This window comes from Aestuariibaculum suncheonense (assembly GCF_014596935.1).
Classification (GTDB): domain Bacteria; phylum Bacteroidota; class Bacteroidia; order Flavobacteriales; family Flavobacteriaceae; genus Aestuariibaculum; species Aestuariibaculum suncheonense.
In genome coordinates this window covers 143,392-161,234 of the sequence record NZ_JACVXC010000005.1, presented here as the reverse complement: position 1 = coordinate 161,234, position 17,843 = coordinate 143,392, and the positions used below count along the sequence as shown (strand labels likewise).

Annotated in this window: 16 protein-coding genes; 12 read left to right on the top strand and 4 right to left on the bottom strand. The window is 35.6% G+C overall.

What is annotated here, in order from left to right; genetic code table 11:
• On the top strand, nt 1-1,011 hold the full coding sequence (gap, locus tag ICJ84_RS13405) for a type I glyceraldehyde-3-phosphate dehydrogenase (protein ID WP_188216922.1): 1,011 nt from the start codon (nt 1-3) through the stop codon (nt 1,009-1,011).
• A gap of 33 nt (nt 1,012-1,044) precedes the next feature.
• The gene (locus ICJ84_RS13400; RefSeq protein ID WP_188216921.1) at nt 1,045-3,282 is read left to right on the top strand and encodes an ATP-binding response regulator; all 2,238 of its coding nucleotides are present in this window, start codon (nt 1,045-1,047) and stop codon (nt 3,280-3,282) included.
• On the opposite strand, the gene lpxK is transcribed toward ICJ84_RS13400, so the two are convergent.
• Nucleotides 3,283-4,287, bottom strand: a complete 1,005-nt coding sequence (gene lpxK, locus ICJ84_RS13395; RefSeq protein WP_188216920.1) for a tetraacyldisaccharide 4'-kinase — start codon at nt 4,285-4,287, stop codon at nt 3,283-3,285.
• A gap of 143 nt (nt 4,288-4,430) precedes the next feature.
• Between lpxK and ICJ84_RS13390 the strand changes: the two genes are divergently transcribed.
• The 3 genes from ICJ84_RS13390 to msrA all read left to right on the top strand — a co-directional run bounded on the left by ICJ84_RS13390 (nt 4,431) and on the right by msrA (nt 7,089).
• A complete protein-coding gene (locus ICJ84_RS13390) occupies nt 4,431-5,525 on the top strand; it encodes a Nif3-like dinuclear metal center hexameric protein (RefSeq protein WP_188216919.1) in 1,095 nt (364 codons plus the stop codon).
• A 3-nt stretch (nt 5,526-5,528) separates the two neighbouring features.
• Nucleotides 5,529-6,311 carry a zinc ribbon domain-containing protein gene (locus ICJ84_RS13385; RefSeq protein WP_188216918.1) on the top strand — a complete coding sequence of 261 codons (783 nt, stop codon included), beginning with the start codon at nt 5,529-5,531 and terminating at the stop codon, nt 6,309-6,311.
• Between the two features lie 121 nt (nt 6,312-6,432).
• Nucleotides 6,433-7,089, top strand: coding sequence for a peptide-methionine (S)-S-oxide reductase MsrA (gene msrA, locus ICJ84_RS13380; protein WP_188216917.1), 657 nt, complete (start codon nt 6,433-6,435; stop codon nt 7,087-7,089).
• Nucleotides 7,090-7,224: 135 nt separating this feature from the next.
• On the opposite strand, the gene ICJ84_RS13375 is transcribed toward msrA, so the two are convergent.
• Nucleotides 7,225-7,644 (bottom strand): (4Fe-4S)-binding protein, encoded by a 420-nt coding sequence (locus tag ICJ84_RS13375; RefSeq protein WP_188216916.1) that lies wholly within the window; start codon nt 7,642-7,644, stop codon nt 7,225-7,227.
• A gap of 115 nt (nt 7,645-7,759) precedes the next feature.
• Between ICJ84_RS13375 and kynU the strand changes: the two genes are divergently transcribed.
• The 7 genes from kynU (at nt 7,760) to ICJ84_RS13340 (ending at nt 14,956) form a co-directional block, all read left to right on the top strand.
• A complete protein-coding gene (gene kynU / locus ICJ84_RS13370) occupies nt 7,760-9,031 on the top strand; it encodes a kynureninase (RefSeq protein WP_188217009.1) in 1,272 nt (423 codons plus the stop codon).
• On the top strand, nt 9,024-10,445 hold the full coding sequence (locus ICJ84_RS13365) for an FAD-dependent oxidoreductase (RefSeq protein ID WP_188216915.1): 1,422 nt from the start codon (nt 9,024-9,026) through the stop codon (nt 10,443-10,445). The genes kynU and ICJ84_RS13365 overlap by 8 nt, the downstream gene beginning before the upstream one ends.
• Before the next feature lie 10 nt (nt 10,446-10,455).
• Entirely contained in the window at nt 10,456-10,860 is a 405-nt protein-coding gene (locus ICJ84_RS13360) for a RidA family protein (RefSeq protein WP_188216914.1), read from the top strand.
• Nucleotides 10,861-12,300 carry an aldehyde dehydrogenase gene (locus ICJ84_RS13355; protein WP_188216913.1) on the top strand — a complete coding sequence of 480 codons (1,440 nt, stop codon included), beginning with the start codon at nt 10,861-10,863 and terminating at the stop codon, nt 12,298-12,300.
• Nucleotides 12,301-12,386: 86 nt separating this feature from the next.
• Complete coding sequence (locus ICJ84_RS13350; RefSeq protein ID WP_188216912.1) at nt 12,387-13,169, top strand: SDR family oxidoreductase; 783 nt, start codon at nt 12,387-12,389, stop codon at nt 13,167-13,169.
• Between the two features lie 93 nt (nt 13,170-13,262).
• On the top strand, nt 13,263-13,799 hold the full coding sequence (locus ICJ84_RS13345; RefSeq protein ID WP_188216911.1) for a 3-hydroxyanthranilate 3,4-dioxygenase: 537 nt from the start codon (nt 13,263-13,265) through the stop codon (nt 13,797-13,799).
• A gap of 71 nt (nt 13,800-13,870) precedes the next feature.
• Nucleotides 13,871-14,956, top strand: a complete 1,086-nt coding sequence (locus ICJ84_RS13340) for an amidohydrolase family protein (RefSeq protein ID WP_188216910.1) — start codon at nt 13,871-13,873, stop codon at nt 14,954-14,956.
• A gap of 26 nt (nt 14,957-14,982) precedes the next feature.
• On the opposite strand, the gene ICJ84_RS13335 is transcribed toward ICJ84_RS13340, so the two are convergent.
• Both ICJ84_RS13335 and ICJ84_RS13330 read right to left on the bottom strand, forming a co-directional pair.
• Entirely contained in the window at nt 14,983-15,738 is a 756-nt protein-coding gene (locus ICJ84_RS13335; RefSeq protein WP_188216909.1) for a LytR/AlgR family response regulator transcription factor, read from the bottom strand.
• Between the two features lies 1 nt (nt 15,739).
• Nucleotides 15,740-17,698: a sensor histidine kinase gene (locus ICJ84_RS13330; RefSeq protein ID WP_188216908.1), complete on the bottom strand. Its 1,959-nt coding sequence runs from the start codon at nt 17,696-17,698 to the stop codon at nt 15,740-15,742.
• Between the last annotated feature and the right edge of the window lie 145 nt (nt 17,699-17,843).

Sequence of the window (17,843 nt, the reverse complement as noted above, 5' to 3'; positions counted from 1 at the left end):
ATGATTAACATAGCTATCAATGGATTTGGTAGAATAGGCAGACGTGTTTTCAGATTATTACAACAATATGAAAACGTTCAGGTGGTCGCGATTAACGATTTAGCTGATATTAAAACCTTAAGTCACTTACTAAAATATGATAGTATCCATGGTGGTTTTAACGGTATGGTTTCTTTTGAGAACAACAACTTTATTGTTAATGATAAAAAAGTTACCCTTCTGAATCAAAAACACCCAAAAGATATTGACTGGACACCGTTTAATATTGATTTTGTAATTGAATCTACCGGAAAGTTTAAAACCGAAAGTGAATTACAATACCATATTAATAATGGAGCAAAACACGTGGTTTTAAGTGTTCCTCCCTTAGACGATCATATAAAAACTATTGTTTTAGGTGTTAATGATAATAGCATTGACGGTACAGAAACTATTATCTCCAATGCTTCCTGTACCACAAACAATGCCGCACCAATGATTGACATCATCAATAAACTTTGTGGTATTAATCAAGCCTATATAACCACGGTACACTCCTACACTACCGATCAAAGTTTACACGACCAGCCGCATCGCGATTTAAGACGTTCGCGAGCTGCCGGGCAATCCATTGTGCCAACAACAACAGGAGCTGCCAAAGCATTAACCAAAATATTTCCTGAACTGTCTGATGTTATTGGTGGTTGTGGTATTCGGGTTCCTGTAATTAACGGATCACTAACCGATATTACTTTCAATGTAAAGAAAACGGTTAGTATTGAAGACGTTAACAACGCTTTTAGGGAAGCCGCCTTAGGAGATTACAAAGGCATTTTAGAATATACCGAAGACCCAATTGTGTCGATTGATATTGTTGGTAACACACATTCTTGTATATTTGATTCAGGGATGACTTCCGTTATTGGAAACATGGTAAAAATTATAGGATGGTACGATAATGAAAGTGGTTATTCCCAAAGAATCATTGACTTAATATGTAATTTGTCGAAAAAAAATGCATTTTATCGATAAATTATTTATATTTGTCGGTAAACATATCTAATAATGCTTCAAATCAAAAGTTACATAGTCCTACTACTATTGCTCTTTAGCATGTGTGTGTCGTCGCAGACTTCTGCCGATGAAGATCCAGAGTTAATTCAAAATGAAATCAATTATCATATTGAAAATGCTCAAACCAATCTGGAAAACTTCAGCTATTATGAAGCACAGAAAAACCTCGATTCTGCCCTAAAAATTGCAGAAAACACCAATAACAAAGAAAATATTGCCATAATATATGCTTTAAAAGGTAAGCTTCAGTTGTATGTAGAAGAGTTGGAACAGGCCATTAATTCTCTTAACAAAGCGGTTGAAATTCAACGTACCATAAACGACAATATCAATCTTGGTAAATCATACAAAATTTTTGGTGATGTTTATGTCGCTAAGAAAATGTATTATCAGGCTTTAGATTCTTACAGAGCTGCAAAATCAAAATTTGAAGAAGAAGAACTGCATGCCGATTTAGCCGATGTGCTCCTTGCAGAAGGTAAAACCTATTTACTTTTAAAGAATTATAACAGAGCCAGAGACGTCATCGAACAGTCTTTAGCCCTAGCCAGAAAAAACGATTTACTAAAAACACAAAGTGAAGACTTAGTTTATCACGCCATTGTTTACAATAAACTTAAAAACAACGATAAAGCACTCATTCTTGCAAATGAAGGCGTAACCATAGCCAAAAAAGAAGGCTATTTAAGTATTCTTGATAAAGGCTATTTAATTACAAGCGACATTTATAACGAACTTCAAGACTACAAAGCATCGAGAGAAAATTTAAAATACCACATTGAAATTTCAGATTCTCTAGCCGGCATTAAACGCGCCAACTATTCTAAAGCGCAAGAAACACAGGCCAAATTAGACTATGCCCTTCAGGAAAATGCCAAATTATCGGAAGACAAAGAAAAGGCCGAAGACGATAAAAACTTAGGAACTTTAATTTCTATTTTAAGTGTCGCCTTAATTACCATCTTATCCCTATTGACGCTATCGCTATACAAAAACAATAACATCAGATTAAAAACCAATAATATGCTCCACAAAAAAAATGGAGAGCTTATTATTGCTAAAGAAAAAGCTGAATTAGCATCAAAAACCAAGGCAAACTTTCTTTCAACCGTAACACATGAATTACGTACACCACTCTACGCCGTTACTGGATTGAGTAATATGTTGCTTGAAGAAAACCCAAAACCTGAACAAATTCAGCATTTAAAATCTTTAAAATTTTCGGGAGACTATCTGTTAACCTTCATTAACGATATTCTTCAAATCAATAAAATTGAAGCGAACAAAGTTGATATTGAACCAGAGCCCTTCAATCTGAAAAAGAAAATCAACAACATTATCCTGGCATTAAACAACTCTGCTCAGGATAACAACGTAAACATTCATTTGGAATACGACACCAATCTTGGTGAAAACTTCATTGCCGATCAAATTAAAATTTCTCAAATCCTGATTAACCTCATCGGTAATTCCATCAAGTTTACCAAAGACGGTGACATTTGGATTCGTATTTACAAAATTGAAGAAGAAGGCAACATTTATACCCTGCGTTTTGAAGTCGAAGATAACGGTATTGGAATCAGTCAGGAGAAACAAGACCATATGTTTGAAAGTTTCTCGCAAGGCTCTATACAAATCAACCGTAAATACGGCGGTACAGGTTTAGGTCTTTCTATCGTTAAAGGTTTAATTGAAATTCTTAAAGGAAAAATTTACGTGAAGAGTGAACTTGGAAAAGGGACGACTTTCTACTTTGAAATTCCTTTAGAATATACGGCTACCGAAGAAAACCTAGAAAACAAAACGACTTACTTTAGTGGCAACCCAGACGATTTAGATTTAGAACATGTTAAGGTTTTAGTTGTTGAAGACAACAAAATCAACCAAATGATTACCAAGAAAATCTTAACGAAAATGAAACTGAATTGCGAAATTGTAGACAATGGTGAATCTGCTGTTGATATGATTAAAACCAATAAATATGATATTGTTTTAATGGACATCCACATGCCGGGCATTAGCGGTATTGAAGCTACTAAAATAGTTAGAACATTCGATAAAGAATTAACGATTTTCGCACTTACTGCCGTTACCATAGAAGATAAAATGCATGAATTTGAGGAAGCCGGATTTACAGACATCATCCCAAAACCATTTAAACAGGAAGAATTTGAGAAAAAACTTTATAATGCTCTGGCTTCAAAAAAAGGGAGATCAACAACAGCTTAATCAAGCCTGAACAAAATCTTTAACCAGTTTATCGAACACCTCAGGTCTGTCAATCTTTATTTTTATAGGCAAGTAGTATAACCTATCCTTTAAAATATCATACTGTTTTAATCGCATGAAATCTTTTTCGGTGGTTAAAAGCTTGGATTTTGTACTCAATAGTAAAATCTCCTGATCGGTAAAGTTATGATGGTCATCAAAATTCAAATGATCAAAATTCAAATGTTTACCTTTTAAATATTTTACCAGCGTATTCGCATTGGCAATTCCGGTTACCAAAGTAAAATTATTTAAAGACTCCAAAGACATCGTTTGTTTCGCTGAATACACATTGGCATCATAATCAATCGAACTAAAAAACACTTCCTGATGAGATTCTGGCTTTATAGCCTTAATAATATGTTGCTTTCTAACCTCGCTTAAATCGTCCGGACACTTGGTAATAACAATCACATTAGCTCGTGTTGCACCACTTCTAGGTTCTCGCAAGTTTCCGGTAGGCAGCACCCAGTCTTTAGTATAAAGATTATTATATGCAGATAACAAAATATTAAAACCAGCTTTTACTTTTCGGTGCTGATAGGCATCATCCAGTAAAATAACCTCCGGTACTTTATCTAAAGCCTGTAATTGCTTAATTCCATTTCTGCGATCAGCATCTACAGCCACTAAAATATCGCTACCAAACTTGTTATAAAACTGAAAAGGTTCATCACCCAAAGTTTCAACAATAGATTGTTCATCTCCTAACTGAAATCCTTCCGTTTTACGTTTATAACCACGACTTAAAGTCGCTACCAAATAATCATCCTTCAGCAAATTAATTAAATACTCAATCATGGGGGTTTTCCCTGTGCCACCTACACTTAAATTCCCGACACAAATTACAGGAAAGTCATACGATGTTGATGTTTTTAAACCCTTATCGTACAATATATTTCTTAAACGTGTAATTAAATAATAAACTGGTACAAACGGAAAGACTATTTTTCTAATTAACTTCATCAGGCCCCAATCTAGTTTCATTTTAACGTGGCAATATAAGAATTTTTCATCGTATTAAAGAAGGTTTTGATTTTTCTAAAACTCAATAAATATTACCTCTAAATGACATAAAATTTTATCTTTGAAATAAACAAAACAATTTCATGATCATTCAAGATGTTATTAACCACTTGGAAACTCTTGCGCCTTTAGCCTATGCTGAAGATTTTGACAACATTGGTCTTTTAGTTGGTGATAAAAATGCTAAATTAACTGGGGTTTTAGTTACACTCGACACTTTAGAAGCCGTCGTTGATGAAGCCATGGAAAACAACTGTAATTTAATTGTTAGCTTCCACCCTATCATTTTTAAAGGACTAAAAAAAATCACTGGAAAAACCTATGTAGAGCGTGTCGTCCTAAAAGCTATAAAACACGACATTGCCATTTACACCATGCATACAGCTTTAGACAATGCGTTTCAAGGTGTAAATGATATGATTTGTAATCAACTGCAATTAACCAATAAACAGGTTTTAATTCCGCAAACACAGACGATAAAAAAACTAACTACTTATGTTCCTAAAAACGAAGCCGAACAAATAAGGGCTGCTTTATTTAAAGCCGGCGGCGGAACCATAGGTAATTACAGTAATTGTAGTTTTAATGTTGAAGGTTATGGTACCTTTAACGGTAACGAAAACGCCAATCCTACTATTGGCGAACGCGGCATAACGCATACCGAAGCCGAAACCAAAATTACGATTACCTTTCCGAAACATTTAGAATCTAAAATTCTAAAAACGTTATTAGACACCCATTCTTACGAAGAAGTGGCTTACGAAGTCATTACCATTGAAAACAAAAATCAGCATATTGGCATAGGTATGGTTGGCGAATTCGAACAAGCCATGGACGAAAAAAGCTTTCTAAGCTATGTAAAAGACAAAATGAATACCGAATGCATTCGACATTCAGCCTTTTTAAATAAAAATATTAAAAAAGTGGCGGTGCTTGGTGGATCCGGAAGTTTTGCCATCAATGCAGCGAAAGCCGCTGTTGCTGATGCCTTTATCACAGCCGATTTAAAATATCATGACTTTTTTACAGCTGAAAATAGCATTCTACTCACCGATATTGGACATTACGAAAGTGAGCAGTTCACAAAAAACGGTTTAGTAGCTCATCTTACAAAAAAAATTACTAATTTTGCAATCATTTTATCAAAGACAAATACCAATCCTGTTAAGTATTTTTAAAGTATGGCTAAAAATAAAGAAGTAACTGTTGAAGACCGCTTAAGAGCTTTATACGATTTACAACTCATCGATTCTCGTATAGATGAAATTAGAAATGTTCGAGGAGAACTTCCTTTAGAAGTTCGTGATTTAGAAGATGAAGTTGCCGGATTAAACATCAGATTAGAAAAATTAGTTTCTAGTTTAGAGGTTATCGACAACGATATTACATCTAGAAAGAATCTTATTGAAGAAGCTAAAGCTTTAATTAAAAAGTACACCGAACAACAAAAAAACGTTAGAAATAACAGAGAGTATAATTCTTTAACTAAAGAGGTTGAATTTCAGGAATTAGAAATTCAATTAGCTGAAAAGCACATTAAAGAATTTAAAGTGCAAATCGAGCAGAAAAAAGAAGTAATCGCTGAAACTAAAGAACGTTTAAAAGAACGTGAAACACACCTTAAACACAAAAAGAGTGAGTTAAACGATATTTTAGCTGAAACTGAAAAAGAAGAACAGGCGTTAATTCAAAAATCTGAAGATTACAAAAACGAAATTGAAGAGCGTTTAGTTTCTGCTTACACCAGAATTCGTCAAAACGTGAAAAATGGTTTAGCTGTTGTGCCAATCGAAAGAGGTGCTTCAGGAGGGTCCTTCTTTACAATTCCACCGCAAATTCAGGTTGAAATTGCAGCACGCAAAAAAATCATCACCGATGAGCACAGTGGACGTATCTTAGTTGACGCTCAGTTAGCTGAAGAACAAAGAGAAAAAATGGAAAAATTATTCGCTAAAATAAGCTAATAATTTTCTAACTAAATATCAAAAAGCCTTTACCTATCTTGTGTAAAGGCTTTTTTATTCCTCTAAATTTAAGGTTTTTCATTCAGTTACGTCTAAATCAAAAACATGACAACTCTAAACTATGAAACACCTTATTTTTACTTTCACGCTTACCTTACTCATAAGTTGCCAAAACACAGCTCAAAATCCTAAAGCACAGGAAGCTATTATTAATTCCAAACCTGTTGAAGTGCCTATTAAAAATGGTAAAGCACGTGCCTACTTTGCCAGTGGGTGTTTTTGGTGTGTTGAAGCTATTTATGAAAGCATAAAAGGCGTAGACGAAGTGATTAGCGGCTATTCAGGTGGGCACACCCAAAACCCTACTTACGAAACTAATAACACCGGGAAAACTGGTCATGCCGAATCGGTTGAAGTAATTTACGACCCGAACATTGTCAGTTTTTCAACGCTCGTTGATGTGTATTTTGGCTCTCAAAATGTGACTCAGGTAAACGGACAGGGTAATGATATTGGTTCACAATACCGTTCTATCATTTTTTATCAGAATGAAGCTCAAAAGGAAATCATTTTAAAAAAGAAAACCGAATTAGCTAAAAAGCTTAATGCTAAAATAGCTGCTGAAATTTATCCGTTTCAAAAATTCTGGAAGGCAGAAGATTACCACCAAAATTACGAACGTCTGCACCCTAACAATCCTTACGTGCGTAATGTATCGATTCCGAGGTTGAATCGTTTTAAAGCTAAATTCCCGGAATTACTCAAAGAAAAGCATTAAATTTTCTAAAAAAGCTATCATCCAAAATCATTTTAAAAGCGTATATATTTTAAAACAGTTTAAAAAAATATTCCGCGTATGCGTCTCTATATATTTAAAGCGCTTCAATTATATAGTTGAAGCGCTTTCTCTTTTTTATCCTTTAAAATTTTCTTTGGCGTGCGAACCATCACAAAATGGTTTATTATTCGAATGCCCACACCTGCAAAAGGCCGTCGTTCTATTCTTCTCTTCTTTGCTTCCATCCTTATGTGTAATATGCAAAGTGCCGTAAATCAATAATGGACCATTTTCTAAAACCTCAACCTGAGTTTCCAAAATTTCAGCCGTTTTATCTGTTTTATCATTCATGTAATAACTTAAAGCTCCCGATGGACAAGCCTTCACCTGATTCACCAAAGCCTCTGTTTCTGCAGCATCAATATTTATCCAAGGGCGTACCATTGGCTGAAACACCCGTGGTAAACCTTTGGCACAGATACCCGAATGAATACATTTTTCAGGTTTCCAGACAATCGTCACTTCTCCATTTGTATATTCTTTTATCTTGCTCATAACTAATGTGTTTCATTAAATATACAAAATTTACAAGTTGAATTTAAACGACTTTAGCAACTTTATTCCTAAATTTAGGAGAATTAACTTTTACAAAAACTCAAAGGAAAATATTTTGTTCGATTATAAATTAGGACTCGATTTTGCTAAAACATTAGATCAAAACGATGTTTTAGCACCATACCGTAATCAGTTTCATATTCCAAAGGATAATAAGGGAAATGATTTAATTTATCTCTGCGGAAATTCCTTAGGCTTACAGCCAAAAATCACCAAATCTTATGTTAATCAGGAATTGGAAGACTGGGCTAATTTAGGTGTTGAAGGTCATACTGAAGCCAGACATCCTTGGTTACCTTACCATGAATTCCTTACTGAAAGTATGGCTAATGTCGTTGGCGCAAAACCTATCGAAGTCGTGGTTATGAATACCCTCACGGCTAATCTGCACTTTATGATGGTGTCCTTTTACCAACCAACACCTGAACGCTATAAAATTTTAATAGAAGCCGATGCATTCCCTTCAGATAAATATGCCGTAGAATCGCAATTACGTCATCATGGATTTGACGACAAAGACGGCATTATCCTCTGGAAAGCAAGAGAAGGCGAAGAATTGTTACGTTATGAAGATTTGGAAGCTATTTTAGAAAAACATGGTGATGAGATTGCGCTCATTATGGTTGGTGGTGTAAATTACTATACCGGACAATGTTTCGATTTACAGCGTATAACTAAACTCGGACATCAACACGGTTGTATGGTTGGTTTTGACTGTGCCCATGGCGCAGGAAATGTACAACTAAATTTACATGATTCAGGAGCCGATTTTGCCGTATGGTGTACCTATAAATATTTAAACTCAGGCCCTGGAAGTTTAGCCGGAGCCTTTGTTCATGAACGTCATGCTTACAACAAAAGTTTAAACCGATTTACAGGATGGTGGAGCCATAATAAGCAAACACGTTTTAATATGCGTGATGAATTTGACCAACTACCGGGTGCCGAAGGCTGGCAATTAAGTAATCCGCCTATTCTTTCCATGGCTGCCATTCGTGCATCGTTAGATTTATTTAATGAAGTTGGTATTGAGAAACTTACCGAAAAGTCAAAAAAACTTACCGGCTATTTTGAATTTTTAATCAATGAGCTAAATAACCAACATATTAAAATCATCACGCCTAAAAACAGTAAAGAACGTGGTTGCCAGTTATCGATTCAGGTTAAAAATGCAGATAGAACATTACATAATAAGTTAACAGAAGCTGGTATTATTTGTGACTGGCGTGAACCCGATGTTATTCGTTGTGCGCCAACACCTTTTTATAATTCCTTTGAAGACGTATATCGCATGGTTGAAATTTTAAAAAGTATTTTGAATGAATAACAACCAAACCATACAAATTATTGGTGCCGGACTTTGTGGTTCGTTACTTGCCTTACGTCTTGGGCAACGTGGTTTTAATGTTGAAGTTTTTGAAAAACGTCCCGACCTTAGAAAAGTTGATATCAGTGCCGGACGTTCCATAAATCTGGCGTTTTCAAACCGAGGTATTAAAGCCATGAATCTGGTGGGTATTCAACATAAAGTCGAACCGCTTTGTATTCCTATGCATGGTCGCATGTTACATGGTATGGAAGGCAATACCCTATTATCACCATATAGCGGAAAGAAGCACGAATACATCAACTCCATTTCCCGAACCGATTTAAACGCACTTCTTTTAGATGAAGCCGAAAGTTTAGAAAATGTTAGTATTAAGTTTAACCATAAATGCGCTTCCGTAGATTTCGAAAATAACACCTCTTATTTTTATAAATATGAAGACAAAACGGAGTTTTCAAAGCAAGCCGATGTTATTATTGGGACAGATGGTGCTGGCTCTGTACTTCGAAAAAGCTATTATCTGGGAAAGAAATTTTTATTCAGTTTTTCACAAGATTATCTAACCCATGGCTACAAAGAACTAAGCATTCTCCCCACTAAAAATGGGGCATACAAAACCTTCAAAAACGCTTTACACATTTGGGGACGCGATTCGTTTATGCTTATCGCATTACCTAATTTAGATGGTAGTTTTACCGTCACCCTATTTCTAAGTTATGACGATGGTGAGTATAATTTTAACAATCTAACGACCAAAGACCGGGTTATTGAATTCTTTTCAACTTACTTTAAAGATGCTCTGGAATTAATGCCAAATCTGGCAGACGATTTTTTTAAAAATCCCACATCGCCTTTAGGTACTGTAAAATGTTCACCTTGGCATTATAAAGGCAACACCTTATTGCTAGGTGACGCTGCGCATGCCATCGTTCCGTTTTACGGACAAGGAATGAATGCTTCTTTTGAAGATGTCACTGAATTTGATAAATTGTTGGACCAAGATTATGAAGACTGGGAAAGTCTGTTTAAAGCTTTTGAAAAAACACGTAAAAAAGACACCGATGCGATTGCCGATTTAGCTATAGATAATTTTCACGAAATGAAAGGTCATGTTAACAATGCTATTTTCCGAGAAAAACGTAACTTAGAAATGGCTTTCGAAAAAAATTTCCCGAATAGCTACGCTTCAAAATATGCCTTAGTAACTTTTAATGAAAATATGGGCTATCGTGAAGCCATGCTAAAAGGACGTGCACAAGACAAGGCGATTTTAAATATGCTTGCTGATGGAGACATAGAAACACCCCTTAAACTAGATAATAAAAACTGGCTTGAGAACACCTTAAAAAAAGTTCAGACTGAAACTGAAAATATTCTGGAAGAAGACCGTGTTGCAAAAAACATGCATCACTAAAAACAAAACTATGAGTAACGAACAAGTAACACCCCGAGGTGCCTATCCGCATACCAAACGCGTGGGCGATTTCATTTTTGTTTCTGGCACCAGTTCCCGACGCCCTAATAATTCCATTGCTGGCGTTGATATTGTTGACAACATGGGCACAAAGCACTTAAACATTGAAGTTCAAACTCGTGAGGTTATAAAAAACATTGAAAAAAATTTAGCAAAAGAAGGTGCTACACTTCAGGATGTAGTTGACGTAACAACATTTTTAGTCAATATGAATGATTTTGCTGGCTACAACAAAGCTTACGCTGAATTTTTCGATAAGGAAACCGGACCAACCAGAACAACGGTTGCTGTACATCAATTACCTCACCCCGATTTAGTTGTTGAAATAAAAGTGATAGCTTATAAAAAACAGTAAATGCTTAAGGTTCAAAACTACATAAACGGTAATTTTCACGATCCATTGTTAAATAAATGGCTAAACAATTACTGCCCTGCAAATGGTGAAATTTATGGCAGTTTACCAAATTCATCTAAAGAAGATGTCGACAATGCATACATCGCGGCACAATCGGCGTTTCCTAGTTGGTCACAAACTACTTTAGAGGAACGTAGCCGTATTTTAATAAGAATTTCAGAACTCATTGAAGCTAGTTTAGATCGCCTTGCGGAAATTGAAAGTAAAGACAATGGTAAGCCTATTAACTTAGCAAAAACTGTTGATATTCCACGAGCAGCAAGTAATTTTCGCTTTTTTGCGCATGCCATCACACAATTTTCAAGTGAAAGCCACCAGAGTGTTGGTCTTGATGCTGTAAACTACACGCTGAGACAACCTCTTGGTGTGGTCGGGTGTATTTCGCCATGGAATCTTCCTCTGTATTTATTCACATGGAAAATTGCTCCTGCCATAGCCGCTGGTAATTGTGTGGTTGCCAAACCTAGTGAAATTACACCTGTAACCGCCTATTTACTGGGAGACATTTGTAATGAAGCTGGTTTACCAAAAGGCGTTTTAAACATTGTTCATGGGTTAGGTTCTACTACTGGGCAAGCTATTATTGAACATCCTGATATTAAAGCTATTTCCTTCACTGGAGGCACAAAAACAGGGGCACATATTGCAAAAACTGCAGCTCCTTTGTTTAAAAAGTTATCCTTAGAACTGGGTGGGAAAAATCCGAATATCATCTTTGCTGACTGTGATTATGATGACATGCTGGAAACAACAGTGAGGTCGTCGTTTGCCAATCAGGGACAGATTTGTCTATGCGGAAGTCGCATTTTTGTAGAGAATTCCATTTACAAACAATTTAAAACTGATTTTATAACCAAAGTAAAACAACTTAAAGTAGGACACCCATCAAACATCGATACCGATATTGGAGCCCTAGTTTCAAAAGAACATCTTGAAAAAGTATTGAGTTATATCGATATTGCAAAAAAAGAACATACCGTTCTATTGGGTGGCCATAAAATTACTGTTAAAGAAAGTGAAAATGGGTATTATCTGGAACCAACTATTATTGAAGTTCAAAGTAATGATTGCCAACTCAATCAGGAAGAAATTTTTGGACCTGTTGTTACCCTTATGCCGTTTGATACTGAAGATAACGTTCTACAAATGGCAAACCAGGTAAAGTACGGTTTATCGGCTACCTTGTGGACTAACGATTTAAAACGAACCATGCGTTTAAGTAATCAAATTCAAGCTGGAATTGTTTGGGTGAACACCTGGATGCTTCGTGATTTAAGAACACCCTTTGGAGGTGTAAAAGCTTCCGGTATTGGTCGTGAAGGTGGTTTTGACGTTTTGCGATTTTTTACCGAAACTAAAAATGTATGTATAAAATACTGATACAAAGTGTCATCCTGAACTTGTTTCAGCATCTAAATAAACTAAATAATTAATTTTAAAAGATTCCTGTTTTAGCAGGAAAGCCTATGAATTTAAACCTAAAAAACAAATACGCTTTAGTTTGTGGCAGCACCGCTGGAATTGGCAAAGCAACTGCTATAGCATTAGCCGAAGAAGGTGCCATTGTGACTTTAGTCGCCAGAAACCGAGACAAGCTTAAACAAGTAATAACCGAATTACCCAATAGTGATAGACACGATTTTATTGTTGCCGATTTCTCAAACCCAAGAGATTTGCAGGAACAAGTGATTAAGTACATTGAAAAACACCACGGCTTTCACATTCTTGTAAACAATACCGGAGGGCCACGAAGTGGTGAAATTATTAATGCGAGTCTGGATGAATTCGACAATGCTTTTGTTCAGCATTTAAAATGTAATCATGTGCTTGCACAATCTACCATTCCATTCATGAAAGACCAAGGTTTTGGGCGCATTGTAAACATCATTTCTACATCGGTTAAAGAACCTATTCCCGGACTTGGCGTAAGCAATACCATAAGAGGCGCTGTAGGCAACTGGAGCAAAACACTGGCTACCGAAGTCGCTGCTTTTGGAATTACGGTAAACAATATCTTGCCGGGATTTACCGAAACCGAAAGACTTCACGAAATTATTCAGATTAAGGCCAAAAACGAAGATCGTTCGTTTGAAGATATGGCGGAAATCATGAAAAATTATACCCCTGCCAAACGCTTTGCAAAACCTGAAGAAACAGCTAATGCCATCGTGTTTTTAGCTAGTGAAGCGGCCAGTTATATTAACGGAATTAACATTCCTGTTGATGGCGGACGCACAAAAAGTTTGTAACTTTAGAAAAGAATTATTGCGTGAAGGATTAAAGCAAGCTACCATGTAGCGCGAAAAACCTGACCCGAAGGGGCACGCCCAAAATATAAAACCATGAGTAAATTAGTTTCTCCTTTGAATTTTAAAGCCTGGATTGAAGAAAACCGACACCTTTTAAAACCGCCGGTTGGCAATAAAGTAGTTTGGAAAGATGGTGATTTTATCGTGATGGTTGTTGGCGGACCGAACAGCAGAAAAGATTACCATTATAACGAAACGCCTGAATTTTTCTATCAGGTGGAAGGTGATATTGTTTTGAAAATTATTGACAACGGTGAACCTAAAGATGTGCATATTAAGGAAGGTGACATTTATTTACTTCCGCCCAAAGTACCGCATTCGCCACAGCGTGGTGCCAATACAGTTGGTTTGGTTATTGAATACAAACGACCAGAAGGCATGAAAGATGCCTTACTCTGGTTTTGCGAATCGTGTACCACCAAACTATATGAAGAAGATTTTGCTCTAGAGAATATTGAAATTGATATGCCTAAAATCTTTGATAAGTATTACAGCGACCTCGAAAAACGTACTTGCCAGAATTGCGGAGCTACCATGGAACCGCCTAAAAAAGTAAAAATTGAAGATTAATTATAAATTCTGAAATAAGCTCAGAATGACAAAATGATTTTATATTCTGAAGTAAATCCAGAATAACACTTATGGAACAACGTAAACTTCGCATAAACGGACACTCGCACCTTTTACCCTACCCGGAAGAAATTCCGGATTTTATGCGTGAAAAAGGCATTTTCTGGGTCGATAAAGACCGGAAATTTATGCTGCAAAAAGATTGGAAACGTCCGGTAACCGATTCCAGTTTCTTCCTGCATGAAAAACTGGAGTGGATGGAGCGTTTTAAAATTGATCACGCTGTGGTTTTAAACTTGTCTCAGCTCTATGGTAATGGGTTGCGAGTTGAAGAAATGAAACAGGCCCTACGTTTTCAAAACGATTTTAACGCCCGTATTCAGCAGCAATACCCTAGTAAATTTACCTGCGGATTTGTGGTTCACCCTGGATTTGTTCGCAGTGCCTGCTGGGAAATGGAGCGTTGCGTGGAAGAAAATGGCATGAGTTTGTTATGCTTACCAACCCATTATATGGATACCATTGGAACATGGCGCTGTATTTTTGATGAAGAAAACGAACCTATTTTTGAGCTGGCCAACAAATACAATCTGGCGGTAGAAATTCACCCCTACGATGGCGAAAAGTTTATAAAACTGGAAAACACCTCCTGGCGTTTTCACCTCATCTGGATGCTGGCCCAATGTGCCGACGCTTATCATTTTTTAACCTTAAACGGCTATCAGGAAAAATACCCGAATATGCGTACCTGTTTTGCTCATGGCGGACAGTTAGCCCAAATTAACCTCGGACGTCGCATTCAAGGATTTGACGGCAGACCAGACTTATTTGAAGGGAAACATCACCCAAGGAAAGCTGTAGGCCATAAAAACATCTTTTTCGATACTTTGGTACACGATACCGGTTCTCTAGAATTACTTATTAAAAACCAAGGCGTCAAGCAGGTACTTATGGGTTTAGATGACCCGTATCCGTTAGGAGAAATGGAAAGTATTAAACAATCCTCTTACCCCGGAAAAATTTTAGATTTAGCTATTGAACGGAAAATCATTAACGAAAACGACCGTGATGCCATCTGGCAAAATAATGTAATTCAATGGTTGCATGGTGATGATGAAATCGCTAAACAAAAATTAATTGATAGAATATTGACATAAAAGGCTGGATAAACCAGCCTTTTGTTTTACACCTCAATCCAATCCTTTATAACCTGCAAATAACTTCGTCCTGAAGTGACTTGGGTTATACCTTTATTGTTAAGTTTTATACTATATCGACTGTTAAAATACTTTTGAATTTCTTCAACATATTCGGTGTTGATGATGATACTACGATGAACACGTAAAAAATAATCAGGTAATTTTTCTTCCAGTTTAGACAAAGACTGCTCTATTAGAAATTTCCCTTTAGAGTTATAGACGAACACATAGCGCTCATCGGATTCGAAATACGTGACATCTTCAAGTTTTATAAACACTAATTTATCATCCTTTTTAACAGATATAGACGTCATGACTTTTTCATCTTTCTTTTCGGTTAAAGTTTTAACCAAGTCTAAAAGTTGATGTGTTTCATATGGGGTTGTTCTAAACCGTTTTAATTTTTCAATAGTTTTTTCCAGACGTTCCAGACGCACTGGTTTTACCAAATAATCGACACTATTGGTTTCAAACGCCTGAAGCGAATACTGGTCGTAAGCCGTACAAAAAACCACCATAGGCATATGCGCAAGATTTTTTAAGAGTTCAAAACCTGTCAACCCCGGCATTTCAATGTCTAAAAAAATTAAATCTGGCTTTAAAGTATTGATAAGCTCCTGCGCTTCTACCCCCGATTGGGCTTCGGCTATAATTTCAATAACGTTTGAAAAATTTGATAACAGCTTTTGTAAACGGATTCTTGCTGGTGGTTCGTCGTCTATAATTATGGTTCTAAACATGCTATTCATCATTTAAATCCTTTTGTTTAATGGTTATGCTAATGTGCTTTTCCGGAGTATTACTCCAACTTAACTGGGCTTTATTGCCATAACTGAGTTCCAGCAAATCGTAAACCGATTGCAAGCCATGACCACTAACCAATCCTTCTGGAAATTCGGGGCCATTATCAGTTGCTTTTATAATGATTTGATGATTTTCTTTTTTTATGGACAAACCAATGCAAGCCTTTTTCTGAACTTTAGATGCGCCATGTTTTACGGCATTTTCAATTAAAGGTTGAATCAAAAATCGAGGTATTTCAAAACCTTTTAAACTTTCGTCGCATTCAATTTTGAATTGAAGTCGGTCACCAAACCGAATTTGCTCCACTTCCAGATAATTATTAACCATTTCTAGTTCGTCTTTAATGGTGCTAAACTTTTCACCTTTTCGGTTTATGGTATATTTAAACAAATCGGAAAGCGCTAAGGCCATGTGTTCGGTTTTTTCACCATCTACGGTTGCCAATCCGGCAATAGAGTTTAATGCATTGTATAAAAAATGCGGATTGATTTGCGAGTGTAATAATTTTACCTGAGCGTTTGCATTGAGTTCCCTTAACTTAGTTAACTCTAAATCTTTTTGTTTGACTAAGTTTTCAGAGAAGTGATTTAGGTAGATTAGGAGGCCTCTTCCAACAGTAAAGGCAAAAACAACTAATAAAAGTGGATTTAATTTTAACCAAGAACTATTTGGGTTGTTTTCTAATAAAAAGAAAGCAATAACAGGACTCAGAGCTATTATAAAAGTCGACAACTCTTTTAAAACAAATTGTTTCGTAAAATTAGTCTTGTCGATTAAGACATTTTTATCAAACATCATCAAAAACAAGGATACAATAGAAGCTATTATTGCAAAAATAATATGAATACCAATATATTGTGGCAAATGCTCAAAATCATACGGTTTAGTTAAATAATTGTATAACTTATATCCATAAAGTATAATTAACATAAAAAACAACACGGGTAAAAAATAGCTTAAAAAAAGATATTTTAAGTCCTTTTTGTACAACAAACCAAAACCAATCCATGTTAACACAATAGTAAGTAGCACAACACTCCAAACGGCAAAAATCTTTGTTTTTTCTTTATTTAAATAATTATTTGCATGTCGCCAAGGATAAGTTTTATACATATAATCCGAAAATTCCTTTTCTAAATCTGGCGAATATAATTTTTGCACTAAAAACCTATCAAACTCAGTAAATTGATTCCCATTGTTTTTATCTTCTCTACTATTTAACATTGAACTTTCTACATCTATTTTAGTATCTTTTATACTACCATCGAAAAAAGAAGCACAGGTTATTAATCGAATAAATTCCTTTTGAATGGATTCTTTTCGTTCAATTATAGTAGCTTTCTTTGGAAAACGAAAAAACATTTCAGATTTTGTATAACCCGAAATAATTTTAAGAGGGTTGGCTATAGATCGAAAACTTACTAAACTTAAACCTGATGATTTAGCTACAACTGTGCCTTTAGGATCAATTGAATCTTTAGTAAAATGAATTGGTATGGCTATCGTTTTTAAATCTTTCAACTTAAATTCCTTTACCATAATAGTACTTTCTTTTAAACTATCAGATAACAAATCAAAACCAGTGTAAACTTTAAAACCACCTATATATTTATTAGGTATTAATTCCTTCAGTTCACCTATCATCTCATTAAACGCCAAACTGTCTTGCTTTGAAGCCCCATACAATTCATATAAAATAGGTCCCTCGTATTTATTAACATGCATTGGAGTTTTACCCCATGTACCAAAAACTCTTTGCTTAAAAAACTCCCATTTGTCGTCTTTGGGTAAGTCTGGATAATTATTATACCAATACTCATAATTTTTATAGGAATCTTCAACAATAATTAAAGGAATCGCTATCATGATAACGAGTAGTACGATAAGTTTCTTCATGGTAGTAAATTTAAATATTTCTGCATCAAAGAAAACTTACAGGTACAGAAATAAAAAGGATATTCGGGCGAACTGCAAATACGGTTATTAAACTGCATTTTCATTTAAAATATCCTATTTTTGCAATCTGTTTTAAAAGCACACC

What these genes read in the sequence shown, in the direction of transcription:
- ICJ84_RS13335 (WP_188216909.1), bottom strand. Translation starts at nt 15,738, where the DNA reads ATGTTTAGAACCATAATTATAGACGACGAACCACCAGCAAGAATCCGT.
- ICJ84_RS13350 (WP_188216912.1), top strand. Translation starts at nt 12,387, where the DNA reads ATGAATTTAAACCTAAAAAACAAATACGCTTTAGTTTGTGGCAGCACC.
- lpxK (WP_188216920.1), bottom strand. Translation starts at nt 4,287, where the DNA reads ATGAAGTTAATTAGAAAAATAGTCTTTCCGTTTGTACCAGTTTATTAT.
- ICJ84_RS13375 (WP_188216916.1), bottom strand. Translation starts at nt 7,644, where the DNA reads ATGAGCAAGATAAAAGAATATACAAATGGAGAAGTGACGATTGTCTGG.
- ICJ84_RS13385 (WP_188216918.1), top strand. Translation starts at nt 5,529, where the DNA reads ATGGCTAAAAATAAAGAAGTAACTGTTGAAGACCGCTTAAGAGCTTTA.
- ICJ84_RS13365 (WP_188216915.1), top strand. Translation starts at nt 9,024, where the DNA reads ATGAATAACAACCAAACCATACAAATTATTGGTGCCGGACTTTGTGGT.
- ICJ84_RS13345 (WP_188216911.1), top strand. Translation starts at nt 13,263, where the DNA reads ATGAGTAAATTAGTTTCTCCTTTGAATTTTAAAGCCTGGATTGAAGAA.
- ICJ84_RS13400 (WP_188216921.1), top strand. Translation starts at nt 1,045, where the DNA reads ATGCTTCAAATCAAAAGTTACATAGTCCTACTACTATTGCTCTTTAGC.
- msrA (WP_188216917.1), top strand. Translation starts at nt 6,433, where the DNA reads ATGAAACACCTTATTTTTACTTTCACGCTTACCTTACTCATAAGTTGC.
- ICJ84_RS13355 (WP_188216913.1), top strand. Translation starts at nt 10,861, where the DNA reads ATGCTTAAGGTTCAAAACTACATAAACGGTAATTTTCACGATCCATTG.
- ICJ84_RS13330 (WP_188216908.1), bottom strand. Translation starts at nt 17,698, where the DNA reads ATGAAGAAACTTATCGTACTACTCGTTATCATGATAGCGATTCCTTTA.
- gap (WP_188216922.1), top strand. Translation starts at nt 1, where the DNA reads ATGATTAACATAGCTATCAATGGATTTGGTAGAATAGGCAGACGTGTT.
- ICJ84_RS13340 (WP_188216910.1), top strand. Translation starts at nt 13,871, where the DNA reads ATGGAACAACGTAAACTTCGCATAAACGGACACTCGCACCTTTTACCC.
- ICJ84_RS13360 (WP_188216914.1), top strand. Translation starts at nt 10,456, where the DNA reads ATGAGTAACGAACAAGTAACACCCCGAGGTGCCTATCCGCATACCAAA.
- ICJ84_RS13390 (WP_188216919.1), top strand. Translation starts at nt 4,431, where the DNA reads ATGATCATTCAAGATGTTATTAACCACTTGGAAACTCTTGCGCCTTTA.